Origin of the sequence: Acinetobacter sp. LoGeW2-3 (genome assembly GCF_002688565.1) — a bacterium.
Taxonomy (GTDB): Bacteria; Pseudomonadota; Gammaproteobacteria; order Pseudomonadales; family Moraxellaceae; genus Acinetobacter.
In genome coordinates, this window is sequence record NZ_CP024011.1 from 729,516 (window position 1) to 742,963 (window position 13,448).

Genomic DNA, 13,448 nt, shown 5'->3' on the forward strand with positions numbered 1-13,448 from the left:
AAGCCGGTTTCTTTTTAATACTGAGAACTTACTTCTTCACATCAAAACGGTCTGCATCCATGACTTTCACCCATGCTTTAACGAAGTCACGCACGAATTTTTCTTTGTTGTCATCCTGCGCATACACTTCCGCATAAGCACGCAGAATCGAATTTGAACCAAAGATCAGGTCTACACGTGTTGCAGTCCATTTCTTCACGCCAGTCGCGCGTTCAACGATGTCATATTTGTTACGGCCTGCTGGCTTCCACTGATAGTTCATATCCGTCAGGTTAACGAAGAAGTCATTCGTTAAAGCACCTACGTTGTTCGTCAGTACACCTTCAGGCGCACCCGCATAGTTAGTACCGAGTACACGCATACCGCCCACCAGCACCGTCATTTCAGGTGCAGTCAGACCTAACAGTTGTGCACGATCTACTAATAGCTCTTCAGCCTGAACCACATATTCATCTTTCAACCAGTTACGGAAACCGTCATATTTAGGCAACAGATCCTCGAATGAATAGGCATCTGTCTGTTCCTGAGAGGCATCACCACGGCCCGGCGTAAATGGAACCTTAATATTCACCCCTGCTGCTTTTGCTGCCTGCTCAATCGCTGCGCTACCACCCAGTACGATCAGATCAGCAATGCTGACTTTCTTCTCAAGACCAGCCTGAATCTCTTCAAGTTTGTTCAGTACTTTATTCAAACGTTCTGGTTCGTTACCTTCCCATTGACGTTGTGGTTCTAGACGGATACGTGCACCATTGGCACCACCACGATAATCAGAACCACGGTACGTACGTGCACTGTCCCAAGCAGTATTGATTAGCTCAGTTGGCGTTAAGCCACTGATCAGCAATTTTGCTTTCAGTTCTTCAATTTCAGCTTCAGACAGAGTGTAATCTACTTTCGGAATTGGATCCTGCCAGATCAGATCTTCAGCCGGTACATCTGGGCCAAGGTAACGGGATTTTGGCCCCATATCACGGTGTGTCAGTTTGAACCATGCGCGTGCAAAGACTTCAGAGAAGTAAGCTGGATCACGGTAGAAACGTTCTGAAATTTTGCGGTATTCCGGATCAATTTTCAGTGCCATGTCGGCATCGGTCATCATCGGATTACGGCGTACACTGGTGTCATGCGCATCAAATGGTTTATCTTCTTCTTTGATGTTAATCGGTTCCCACTGTTTCCCACCTGCCGGGCTCACTGTTTTTTCCCACTCATAAGTAAACAAGAGATGGAAGAATTCATTGTCCCATTTGGTTGGGTTAGTGGTCCATGCACCTTCCAGGCCACTGACCATGGTATTCGCTGCGTTACCGGTACCTTCCGGGTTATGCCAGCCCAAGCCCTGGAATTCGATATCTGCAGTTTCAACATCCGGTCCAAGCAAGTCTGCTTTACCGTTACCATGTGTTTTACCTACGGTATGGCCTCCTGCAGTCAAGGCAACAGTTTCTTCGTCATTCATTCCCATACGGTCGAAGGTGACACGCATATCCTGTGCCGTACGTAATGGATCCTGTACGCCATCTACACCTTCAGGATTGACATAGATCAGGCCCATTTGAACCGCAGCAAGAGGATTTTCAAGTGTGGTACGATCTTCATTATTTTCATAACGGTTTTCTGTCGGTGCCAACCATTGGCGTTCATCACCCCAGTACACATCTTTTTCAGGATGCCAGATATCTTCACGACCACCAGCAAAACCGAATGTTTTCAAGCCTGCAACTTCATAAGCCACTGTACCAGCGAGGATAATCAGGTCACCCCAAGAGAGCTTGTTACCGTATTTTTTCTTGATCGGCCATAACAGACGACGACCTTTATCGGTATTGACGTTATCTGGCCAACTGTTCAATGGCGCAAAACGCTGGTTACCCGTATTGGCACCGCCACGACCATCCTGTTTACGATAAGAACCTGCCAAGTGCCAAGCCGTACGAACAAACATACCGATATAGCTGCCATAATCTGCTGGCCACCATGCCTGGTTAGTCGTGATGAGTTCACGCAGGTCTTGTTTTACTGCTTCAAGGTCAAGGGAATTAAAGGCTGCTTTATAGTCAAAGTTAGGATCGAAAGGATTTGTTTTAGTATCGTGTTGGGAAAGAATGTCGAGATTAAGCGCATTTGGCCACCAGTCAGTATTGTGCGAGCTGGCATTGCTTGCTGCTGTACCTTCATGTTTTTGATGAAATGGGCAGCCTGATGCTTGCGAATCTTGTGTCATTGTGTAGCTCCAAGACTTTAATAAAGTCTGCTTGATCTGAACCGTTTAAACATTGTATTTACTCAACATAACCCTTTTACCATATAAGCAAAAGCAAGTTTTACGAATGAAAACAATCGTTTTCTTCTATCTAAAAGATTGTAGATGCACTGATTATTTATTTTTTTGCTAGTTTTTCTAGGAAATTGTAGAGAACTGGTGGGTTGGTGAAAATTCAGCCGTGGTAAATATTCCGGTGGTTATTCGACTAAAGTTATAGAGCGTAGAGGTAAAGGAACCTCTCCAGCAAAAATACGAATCTGTTGATCCTTAGCAAGCTGGATTTACATCTTGAGATTATTTAGTTCAAGCAGCAGCTTTGATTCTATTTTGCTATTTTTTAAAGATTTCATTTACAGAAAAATAGACGCCGAAGCGCCTATTTATAAAGTGATCTGAATATGCGGTTTGGAAAACGCTATCTGAAAATATTCATCTAGTCTGTTTAAGTGAATACTTCTCTATACCCGCCCTTGGGTACGTTCCAGCCATACTTTCTGGGTTTGTGGCTTCACAAACAAGGTAATAATTTCAGGATGGATCTGTTTGATCTGGGCTTCGATCCGATTCACACAGGCTTCAATTTCATCCGAGGTCAGATTATCCATAAACTCTAGACTTAAAGATGCAATCACCTGATGTGCACCGATCTGTTCAGTCAGCACACCATTTGCACTAAACACGGCGATATCTTCCTGTGCGATATTCAGAACATTTGCCCGTAGTTTAGGATCAGCGTTTTCACCCAATAATAGGCCTTTGGTTTCACGTGCCAGTAACCAGGCCGAGACCGCCAACACCACCCCAATCAAAATGGAGGCAGCACCATCCAGCTCAGGAATATTCAATTGATGGGCCAAGAAGATACCGATTAAAGCAATGAACAGACCGATCAATGCAGCTGTATCTTCAAATAACACAGTAAAAGTTGTTGGGTCTTTGCTGCGTCTAAAGGCTTCAAAATAACCCATTTTCCCTTTCATTTTTCGGAATGTTTTCAATGCGACAAACCATGAAAAACCTTCACATAAAATGGCAATACCGAGCACCACGTAGTTGATCATCGGATCCTGCATTTCTTCAGGATGAATAATGTGCTGGATGCCCTGATAGATCGACACAATGGCACCGAGAGCAAAGACCATCAAAGCCACGATAAAGGCCCAGAAGTACAGTTCACGTCCATAGCCGAAAGGATGCAGAGCATCAGGGCGCTGCTCGGCTTTTTTCATACCGTACAGCAGCAGAATTTCATTCAAGGTATCCACCACCGAGTGAATCGCCTCACTCAGCATGGCAGAACTGTTGGTGATATAGGCCGCGACAAATTTCACCAGCGCGATTGCCAGATTACCAAACAGCGCTGCATATACCACAATTTTATTCGATTCAGACGACATTCAAATTTGTCCTAGTTTTTTCTCAAACAGATGGATCTATTTGATTTTTCATTTTATCTCTTTGCATCTTAATAAACTGCTGCGATAAATTGTTTATTGTTTTGTTGTTCTCATTTTTAATCGGAATCCTCATGCTTGAAATTGTTTCTACTTCTGTTGATCAGCATCCTGCCCTGTTAGAACTGTGGGAACATTCAGTTCGTGCTACGCATCATTTCCTGAATGACGCGCAGATCCTGAAGATTCGCCAGCAGATTATTCAGCATGGTTATTTTGATCAGGTGCAACTGTTCCATGTGGAACATCAGCAGCAGATTCTAGGCTTTATGGGCATTGCTGGCAGCAAACTGGAAATGCTGTTTATTTCCCCTTCGGCCTTCCGGCAAGGTATTGGCAGCCAGTTATTGCAACATGCGCTTGAGCTAGGTGTGGCTGAAGTTGATGTGAATGAGCAGAATCCTGATGCAGTTACTTTTTATTTGAAGCATGGCTTTGAGATGATCAGCCGCTCAGAAACCGATAGCGAAGGCAATCCCTACCCGATTCTGCATCTGCAACTGAAAAACTAAAAAGGAAGCCGAAGCTTCCTTTTGGGTGTTAATTTACCTTGAACTGTGAATTTTAGAATTTGGAAAAATACTGTTCGCGCCATTCTTTCCAGAAGTACATCACGATCCCGAACATCACCACTGCAATACCAGCGAAAGCATGACTACTGATAATTTCATTATTTAGGCTTGCACCCAAAATCAAAGCAATAATCGGCGTCATCACATTGCTGAGCGATACGGTGGATGCCGCCAGACGACGAATCAGCCAGAAGTAACACAGCATCGCCACAATCGAAGACAAGATCATGGTAAAACCAAAGCCGAACAGTGCCTGCATACTCGGCATTTGCGTTGGGAAAGATTGCCAGATAAATGGAATGATTAGTAATGATCCTAGTGAGGAAACAATCAAAGAACCCGTCGCTTGTGTCATCGGTTTCAATGGTGCATTGATCTTTTTCACCCAGAAGATTGAGCTGATATAAGACACCATACTGATAAACATCAATACCACGCCCAATGGATTAATTTTACTGTCGGCTGAGTCTGCAAATACAAAACTTAAACCCGCGACTGCGACAAACATACCAACCCATTGTAGCCAGATCAGGCGATTGGTTTTCAGGATGACATGCCCGATCAGACCTGCAACCAATGGTGAAAATCCGAAAATCAAGGCCATTAAACCTGAGGTTAAATAGTTCGCAGCCAGATAAATGAATAGCTGCGCGCCGATCAGATTCAGGCTGCCTGCCACATAGCTCATCATGGAGGTTCGATCAAATGGCAAAGGATTACGCATGGCAGCCAAGATCGCCAGCGCCAGCACAGAAGCGCCGAAATAACGGATGATCAGCACCCACATCGAATGAACTTCTGCAACGCTCCAGACAATCGCCAGTGGTGTTGCTGCCCAGATCAGCACCAGCAAGGCATAAATACTTGCCGTCACCAGCATGGGAGATGAATTTGAATTCATTAAAAGGACTCAATTAAATTTTTTCAGAAAGAATTGAACTAACTTCTCGTTCAAATTCACAATCGACAATACTGATGGCGGCAAGGATGCCGCCTGTGGTGCTGGGGGATATGGATATCCCCTCAGCACTACAGAAGATTTTTGCCTTGCGAAGCAGTGCTTCTCATCATATTTGAAAAGTAAAAACTGCCTACACACAGAAATGTCCATTTACAATGCAATTTGCGGCAGTAATTTTACTAAAACAATAGCCATAAAAAAGCAGACCTAAGTTGCCTAAGGTCTGCCCTTTTGTAAACTTATAAATAAAGCAAAGTTATTTTACAAGTTTACGAAGATCTTGGCTGAGATCTAAATATTTATCTGCTTCAAACGCTGCATTCTTGCTGATCAGCTTTTTCAGGTGACGCATTTCTTTTGCCGCATTTACAGTAATACCGCCAACAATAACGCCATCAGTCACACCAAACATCACGAATGATGATTCAGCGCGAAGCTCTGGATTGATTTCACCACGGACTTGCCATTCAGCAGCCGCCATGTCACCCACGAACTGGTAGTTGATGTCCAACTGATCTGTCCAGAACCATGCTGGGTTAGGCGTCGGATGTTCAACGTCCATCACGTGACGTGCAAAGATACCTGCTTGAAGGTTGGCATTTTCCCAAGTTTCGACACGACGGTGGTTACCGCAGTTACGAAGTTGAGTTGCCACATCACCTGCTGCATAGATGTCTGCATTTGAAGTCTGGCAGTTTTCATTCACTTTAATTGCGAAATCAACATCTAGGCCAGCTTCTACCGCTAGTTGCGCATTTGGCACGATACCGATACCGTAAACCACAGCATCAGCACGAAGCTCTTCACCACCCTCAAGGGTAATCACAACTTCTTCACCGTCAAGTTTGCAGTCTGCAATCTTGGTTTCCAGACGAACATCGATACCTGCCAAACGTTGTTGTTCTAACAGGAACTCGCTCAGAATACGTGGTGAACAGCGACCCATGACCATAGGACCCATTTCGATCACAGTTACCTGGCATTCTTTGAAACGTGCAGATGAAGCCAATTCCAGACCGATGACACCACCGCCAATCAGGACAATACGACGGCCTGATTGCAATACAGGGACCAGTGCTTGCGAATCTTCAAGGTTACGCAGCGTATAAACATGTTTACCCAGCGCATCGAAGTTTGGCAGACGACGTGCTGCGCCGCCAGTTGCAAGCAACAGTTTGTCATAAGCAATAAGGTCACCATTTTGAAGTTCAACCGTTTTCGCTTCAGCGTTGATTTTTTTCACGCCATTGCCACGAATGGTTTCCACACCAAGTTCCGCCAGTTTTTCTTCTGACAGGATTTCAATCTTGGTTTCTTCAGGTTTTAGAATCACGTCCTTAGACAGTGGTGGACGCTCATAAGGAAGATGTGTCTCATCACCGATCAGAATGATTTTACCTTCGTATTTATTGCCACGAAGTTCTAAAATCGCGCTTGCACCTGCTTGGCCAGCACCTACAATTACGATGGTTTCGATGTTGCTCATGTCTTTAACCTTTTAACTCTGCAGATACGATGCCAAAGCCCGCAATCCATTCACTGATTTCTTCATAACAGTGCGTTGTCATTTCGTACTCGCCCATTTCGCTTAAAGCAGCAAACGCCGCCATCCACGAACGAACTTCCTGACCACCACGGCCACCATCACGGCGGATTTCAGCTTCAGTCATGGTCTCAAGTGCAGCGAAGTCGGCATTCTTGAATTTTTCAAGCAATGCGATATCCCATTCAGCATTCAGAGGAACTGCAACAGAAGTGTCGCCTGCTGCCAGTTTCTGGCCCACTGCAATGATTTTGGACTGACGCGCGTTACGTGCTTCAGGTGTCGGGTTACGACCTGCAATCAGGAACTCTTCCACTTCTGGTGGTACAGAACCCATTTGCGGAGTTGGTGGATCGTGTGACAGACCACCTGTACCCAGAACGAGTACACGCTCATTTTCAAGGTTCAGAGATTTGATGAACTGACCTACAGCACGGCCTAAAGCGATCGTACGCTTAGTCGTTGGCATCGGTGCTGCAGCGCCATTAATGAAAATTGGAATCGTTGGATAACGATCAAGTTTGCCGTCGCACAGGAAGTGCAATGGCTGAGTCACACCATGGTCAGCTTGCATACGGTAAGAATAAGCAACGTCCACACCTTCATCGAGTACACGACGGACCAAACCCAGTGCTTTGTCTTCAGGTACATCAATGTGTGCATTGTCTTTACCATAGTCCCAGTCCCCTGCAGCCGTCGCGCGAATGCCCACACAGAAGCTTGGCATCAGGTCATAGAAGAAACCATTGAAATGGTCAGGACCAAAGGTAATGATCAGGGTTGGGTCGTAAGCTTTTACTTCAGCAGACAGTTTTTCAAACGCTTCACGAACGGCCTGTTCTTTGCGTTTTTCCTGCGGTGAAGCAAATTCCATTAAAGGACTGTGCGATGCACAAATAAGTTTAACGGCCATGAGAGACTCCTTAAAAGGAAGGCAGCCAAGAACAGGCTGCCGAAAAGTCCATTTCAGACTAGATTTTTATTCGTCAAAGAAACCGGCACGTGGCTGACGTAAGCCGCGAATACCCAGACCGCATTCTGCATTGATCAGAACACCAGTCAAAGGACGGTTATTTTGACGAGATGCCAAGAGCACATATGAACCAGTCATATCTTCCGGCTCAGGTAAGAAATTCAGTGGCATGCCACGTGCGATTTTCTCAGGATCACGTGCATCCAGCAGGCCAAGATTTTCCTGACCTAAAGATGCAGCACCTTTGATGTTCACATTCATACCTGATGGCGCAACGGCATTGACTCGGACTTTAGGTGCAAGTTCGTAAGCCAGTTCTTTCATAATGCCCACACCCGCATGTTTCGATGCTGTGTAAACTGGACCGCCACCTGCAGAATACAATGCAGAATTTGACAGTGTGAAAATGATTGAACCTTCAGATTTTACTAACTCATCAAGTGCAGCTTTGGTACCTAGTATCAGAGATTTGGTGTTAATCCCCATAATCTCATCAAAGGCTTTTTCCAGCTGCTCACCTGAGGTATTGACGATATCGGCATAGTGATCCCAGATACCCGCATTACCCACGAAACAGTCGAGTTTACCATAACGCTCTACAGTCGCTTTAACAGCACGGACGTTGTCTTCATAGCTGGCCACATCACCTGCGATTGCCAGCACGCGGTCACCAAAATGTGCATTCAGTGCATCGACTTTAGACTGTGAACGTTGAAGAACGGCCACTTGTGCGCCCTCTTCCAGGAAACGTTCTACCAGTGCCCAACCGAGACCTGAACCACCACCAGTGATCAGTGCAACTTCGCCTTGTAGCCAACCCATGATTACTCTCCTGCCATCTCTACGTATAACGCACCATCTTCAAGTACAACTGGGAATGTTTGAATCGGGTCAGTTGCTGGTAAGCAAAGTGCCTGACCTGTTTTCAAACAGAAGCGAGCTGCATGAAGTGGACATTCCACTGTACCGTCGTCTTCAAGGTAGCCTTCAGACATAGAAGCATTACCGTGTGAACAGCGGTCGTTCATTGCGAAGAATTCGCCACCGTTGTTGAATACTGCAAGCGCTTCGATACCGTTTACGCCGCAATCCACTTTTAACGCTTCGCCTTCGTCTAATTCGTCAACTTGGCAAACAAAAATCTTATTCATTAGAAGAACACACTCAGGTTATGTGAGTTATAGGTAACTTGGTCAAGAGTGATCTTACGGTTGAAGATCTGGAAGCCCAGGCCGCCTTCAACTTTGCGGATCTTGTCATGACGTTTACCACAGTAAATCGTAACGTCTTTCTCTTTCTGGGTACGGTACAGAAGGTATGTCACGTACACATCGTATTCGCCTTCAACTTCAGTCGGCTCAACAATCACGTTGCTCACCATGTGAGTGGTACGTGATGGAGGCTCTTCAGCCCAAGCCATACCTGTTTCCAGACGTGCAACACGACGCTCTAAAAGATCTTTCGTATCGTTGAATACCCAAGTTGTAGGTGGTTCAACTGAACGACGACGGTCACGCGTTTGAGCGTTTGGTGTAGTACGTAGCGTGTAAGAAATATCTTCAGCTAGCGTGTCTAACCACTCGCGGAATTTCCAGTCATCAAGAAGCTTGGCTTCTTGATACAGGAACTGACTAATTTGGTGATGAAGTTCTAAACTGATTTGACTCATTTCATAAGCTCCTTCTCGTATTCGTCAGCCGCAGCTTCAACGTCTTCCCATTTTTCATGAATCAATAAATCTGCCCAACGGCGGTACATACCACGTGCTGCAGTTTCAGAGAAAATATAGTTAGTGATACCCGGGATACCATCTTCACGTACTTTCTCGTTGCCTTTACCCATTTCCATAATGAGTTTGTTTTGACGTGCTTTGTAACCACGTAAAACTTTTTGGATTTCGATCCAGTTTTCAGAGTCATCTTGCTCTAGGAAACCAGCAGGACCGAAGGCACGAGTTGCAGAACGTTCAAATGCTGCTTGTACATCTTCTGGCGCGTCCGCATCACAGATACAGAATGCCCAAACTTCAGTTTTGTTTGGACCACGTGGGTGCCATACGCGAAGTGTTGCAGTACCGTTCAACCAAGACAATGTTGGGAACATGGTGTTGTGACCTGCAAGACGCAGCGCACGAGTTTCACCTAGACGTTCTTTCACTTCTTCGTAAGTTTCGCGGAAGTAGTTTGCAACTTCACCGTCAACCCATACGTTTGCATCTGGTTTCTCTGTGAAGAAGAAGCCTGAACCGTGACCACGTGAACCGTATTGGATCGCGTCTTTGGCAGTTTCCCAAACTGGACGAGCAGTTTGCGCAGCACCTAATTTCTTAGATGATTCGTCGTCTGGTTTTGCACCCAGCACCTGAATTGCAGATGCGTGAGAGAACAATGCGTGGTATTGGTCAGATGCGAACTGTTCAGCAGCAAATTTCCAGTTACACTCGATTTCCCATTTGTGTACACCACCAACGATCACAGTACCGCCTTCACGACGATCTACAACACCGTCCAGGTACCAAGCGATATCGCCCATGTATTCTTCTAGATCTGGAGTTGTTTCATCCCAGCAACCGAAGATCAGGCCTTTGTATGATTTAACACGGTTAACTTCTACCAGACCCCATTGCTCTTTACATGCACCATGTGGGTAAGCACGATCTTCAAGCGGGATGTCTTTTAGAGAACCGTCAATACCGTATGACCAGCCGTGGTATGGGCAAGTGAACGCACGTGTGTTACCACAATCTGCGAAGCTTACGCGCATAGAACGGTGACGGCATTGGTTTAAGAATGCTTTGATTGAGCCATCTTTTTGGCGCGCCACGATGATTGGATCTTCACCCATGTAGGTATTGAAGAAATCGCCAGCCTTAGGAATTTGGCTTTCATGGCAAAGGAATAACCATGTACGACCGAAGACACGTTCAAGTTCTAATTCGTAAATGTCAGGATCTGTATAGATAGATGGCGTGATACGTCCATTTTGTGCATCGACTAAAGCGTCGATTTCGCGCACATCAATTTTTCCACTCATGAAAAGCTCTCCTGTGACCAGTTATGGCACAAAGTAATAGACTCAACTTTTCAACGATGATGGATTTTTGAGTGGATTTGCGGAAATATTTTTTTTGTTTTGATTAATAGATTTCACCAATTAGTAACTTGGCGATATTATCTATTAAAACACTTTTTTTACGACACATTCATTTACTTTGTGAATGGTAAAATAAGCTTCACCATATAGTTGCTTATGCACTATACTGCTTGAAAATTATAGTAATACATTTTTTGGATTACTCGGCGGGCTAGTTTTATGGAATTACGACATCTTCGTTACTTTATTACCGTTGCTGAAGAACTGAACTTCAGTAAGGCGGCACTCAAACTTTATACGGCACAGCCTTCCTTGAGTCAGCAAATCAAAGACCTAGAAGAAGACGTGGGTGTAAAGCTCTTAAACCGTACTAAGCGTAAAGTCGAACTCACTGAAGAAGGTGCGGTATTTCTTGAACAGGCTCGTTTGACGCTGGCTCAGGCAGATAAAGCCATTGCCATGGCACGTCAGGTTTCACAGGCCAAGCAGCAGATGTTACGCATTGGTTTCGTCCCTGTAGCGGAGATGAAAATCTTCCCGTATGTGCTGCCAAATCTGCGCGTTCAGAATCCAGACCTGAAAATTGAACTGCTCAGCCTAAACAACACTGAACAGATGAAATTGCTGAAAAAAGGTGAGCTAGATCTTACTTTTACCCGTCATAACTTCAATAGTGACGAGATTGAAAGCCAATTTGTGATTCGTGAACCATTGATCTTCATTCTTCCAAAAGATCATCCACTTGCGAAATATGACCGTATTCCGGTGAAAGCACTGAACGGTATCGACTTTATTATTCCATCTGCAGAACAGTCACTAACCCTGCATAATGCGATCATCGACTTTGCTAAAGCCAATGGCATCGAGTTCAATATTGTGCAAAAAGCAGACAATATTTTGTTTAACATCAACTCGATTGGTATTGGTTTAGGTTGTACTATTTTGCCTGGTTATATCGCGCCACTGACCATGAACAATACCGTGATTCGACCTTTGGATGTCGAACTGCCGTATCTGGATCTGTATGTTAGCTACCGCAAAGATGGCAACTCGGTTGCAGTGAAGAAATTCCTTGAATTACTGACACGTGTGTTCTATCTCGATATTAACCGTAATGAACAGGCCTAATCCTTTAGGCTAATCTCAACGCGCTTACTGATGATTTCAGGGGGCGCGTTTTTTATTTCCCCAATTCAAATGCACATTTTTTAAGCAGTCAAAATCAGCGGCATTTAACGCTTTAACCTATATTTCAGCTGGCTGCTGCATCAAGAAAATCTATTAAAATTTCAAAATTGATCATTTAGTGTTCGATAAGTCCCTTGCTTTTACAACTTAAGTCTAATGCAGTTTTAGGGGTGAGAAAAAAGGTTTTAGACGCCAAAGATATTGTGCAAATTATGTTTAAATCTAAATCAGCGATGAATGAGAATCACCATTATTGAATACACTTGAGTCAATCTTTTTTAGGTATAAAAAAAGGATGGCTGAAGCCATCCTTTTTAACTGTATTACGACTTATTTTACGCCGTGAACAGCCAGGTAGTTTTTGATTACAGTGTTGAACTCATCTGATTTTTCAACTTGAGACCAGTGACCACATTGGCTGAAGATGTGGGCATCAGCATTTGGCACGATATTCAGGATGTCCCAAGTACGAGAAACCGGAATCACTACGTCTTGAGTACCGTGAATCAATAATACAGGCACAGTAATGTCTTTCATTTTTTCGAAATCCAATGGGAATTCGAAACGGTCACGGTCACGTGCGCCAACTACATCCATCAAACGGTTTGATGCATAGTCATTTGCAGCAGAAGCAAAACGTACTTTAACCAGTTCATCAGTGATCAGGTCTTTGTTCACCACGAACATAGAAAGTGTCTTTTTGATACCTTCTTCTGTAAGAACTGGGTTAGCGTGAGCTTTTAGTGCAGCAGTTTGTTTCGCACCACCAGTACCCATAGACACGATACCCAAAATACGCTCTGGATAGTCAAGTGCCATTTGGAACGCTAACCAACCACCTAGAGAATTACCCACCAACCAGGTTTTTTCGATACCTAAAGCATCTAAAGTACGGATCGCGTGATCTACCCAAGCACGGATACCATAAGCAGTACCAGGTGCAACCACAGTTTGACCATAACCAATCGTATCAATCGCGATACAACGTGCTTGTTCGCCGATTGAAGGCAGGTTTAACCACCAGTTAGCAGCAGCAGATACACCCGTACCTGAACCGTGAAGGAATAGAATCGGTGTGCCTTCACCAATTTCGTGGTAGTGAGTCAACTCACCTTCTGCAGTTTCAATCCATTTGTCTTCTAAGCCAAAGAATGGATCTGTTTTATAATCAGGGATTTGAACAGTGCGCATGTTGATTCCTCGTACAGTCTTTAGCTTGCGTGTCCATCTATTCAGAGGTCGACGTCAAGTTGACTCTTTAAAAAATGACTTTTTACAGCTTTATATTAACCGCTTAGCACAGGTCAACTGATACAAAATTACGATTGCATACTATAAAATATATATAATTTAAATTATTGTTTTATATAATTATTTTTAAAATAATTCCTTATA

At 44.4% G+C, this 13,448-nt stretch carries 12 protein-coding genes; 2 read left to right on the top strand and 10 right to left on the bottom strand.

Going from position 1 to position 13,448, the window contains the following annotated elements; genetic code table 11:
- Positions 1–28 precede the first annotated feature (28 nt).
- Both katG and BS636_RS03535 read right to left on the bottom strand, forming a co-directional pair.
- Entirely contained in the window at positions 29–2,227 is a 2,199-nt protein-coding gene (gene katG / locus BS636_RS03530; RefSeq protein ID WP_099337539.1) for a catalase/peroxidase HPI, read from the bottom strand.
- Positions 2,228–2,727: 500 nt separating this feature from the next.
- Positions 2,728–3,666 carry a cation diffusion facilitator family transporter gene (locus tag BS636_RS03535; protein WP_099337540.1) on the bottom strand — a complete coding sequence of 313 codons (939 nt, stop codon included), beginning with the start codon at positions 3,664–3,666 and terminating at the stop codon, positions 2,728–2,730.
- 131 nt (positions 3,667–3,797) lie between these two features.
- Between BS636_RS03535 and BS636_RS03540 the strand changes: the two genes are divergently transcribed.
- Complete coding sequence (locus BS636_RS03540) at positions 3,798–4,235, top strand: GNAT family N-acetyltransferase (RefSeq protein WP_099337541.1); 438 nt, start codon at positions 3,798–3,800, stop codon at positions 4,233–4,235.
- A gap of 52 nt (positions 4,236–4,287) precedes the next feature.
- Here the strand turns inward: BS636_RS03540 and BS636_RS03545 are convergent, their stop codons facing one another.
- The 7 genes from BS636_RS03545 to hcaE all read right to left on the bottom strand — a co-directional run bounded on the left by BS636_RS03545 (position 4,288) and on the right by hcaE (position 10,805).
- A complete protein-coding gene (locus BS636_RS03545) occupies positions 4,288–5,196 on the bottom strand; it encodes a DMT family transporter (protein WP_099337542.1) in 909 nt (302 codons plus the stop codon).
- Between the two features lie 316 nt (positions 5,197–5,512).
- Positions 5,513–6,742 carry a 3-phenylpropionate/cinnamic acid dioxygenase ferredoxin--NAD(+) reductase subunit gene (gene hcaD, locus BS636_RS03550; protein WP_099337543.1) on the bottom strand — a complete coding sequence of 410 codons (1,230 nt, stop codon included), beginning with the start codon at positions 6,740–6,742 and terminating at the stop codon, positions 5,513–5,515.
- Positions 6,743–6,746: 4 nt separating this feature from the next.
- Positions 6,747–7,712: a 3-carboxyethylcatechol 2,3-dioxygenase gene (locus BS636_RS03555; protein ID WP_099337544.1), complete on the bottom strand. Its 966-nt coding sequence runs from the start codon at positions 7,710–7,712 to the stop codon at positions 6,747–6,749.
- 66 nt (positions 7,713–7,778) lie between these two features.
- Entirely contained in the window at positions 7,779–8,594 is an 816-nt protein-coding gene (hcaB, locus tag BS636_RS03560) for a 3-phenylpropionate-dihydrodiol/cinnamic acid-dihydrodiol dehydrogenase (RefSeq protein ID WP_099337545.1), read from the bottom strand.
- Between the two features lie 2 nt (positions 8,595–8,596).
- A complete protein-coding gene (gene hcaC, locus BS636_RS03565; protein WP_004781817.1) occupies positions 8,597–8,923 on the bottom strand; it encodes a 3-phenylpropionate/cinnamic acid dioxygenase ferredoxin subunit in 327 nt (108 codons plus the stop codon).
- Positions 8,923–9,441: a 3-phenylpropionate/cinnamic acid dioxygenase subunit beta gene (gene hcaF, locus BS636_RS03570; protein WP_004781816.1), complete on the bottom strand. Its 519-nt coding sequence runs from the start codon at positions 9,439–9,441 to the stop codon at positions 8,923–8,925. Before hcaF ends, hcaC begins: the two co-directional genes overlap by 1 nt.
- Positions 9,438–10,805 (bottom strand): 3-phenylpropionate/cinnamic acid dioxygenase subunit alpha, encoded by a 1,368-nt coding sequence (gene hcaE / locus BS636_RS03575; protein ID WP_004781815.1) that lies wholly within the window; start codon positions 10,803–10,805, stop codon positions 9,438–9,440. Before hcaE ends, hcaF begins: the two co-directional genes overlap by 4 nt.
- 279 nt (positions 10,806–11,084) lie before the next feature.
- Here hcaE and hcaR point away from each other — a divergent pair, with 279 nt between their 5' ends.
- The gene (hcaR, locus tag BS636_RS03580; RefSeq protein ID WP_099337546.1) at positions 11,085–11,993 is read left to right on the top strand and encodes a DNA-binding transcriptional regulator HcaR; all 909 of its coding nucleotides are present in this window, start codon (positions 11,085–11,087) and stop codon (positions 11,991–11,993) included.
- A gap of 390 nt (positions 11,994–12,383) precedes the next feature.
- Here hcaR and BS636_RS03585 read toward each other — a convergent pair whose 3' ends face one another.
- Positions 12,384–13,244, bottom strand: coding sequence for an alpha/beta fold hydrolase (locus BS636_RS03585; RefSeq protein WP_099337547.1), 861 nt, complete (start codon positions 13,242–13,244; stop codon positions 12,384–12,386).
- Between the last annotated feature and the right edge of the window lie 204 nt (positions 13,245–13,448).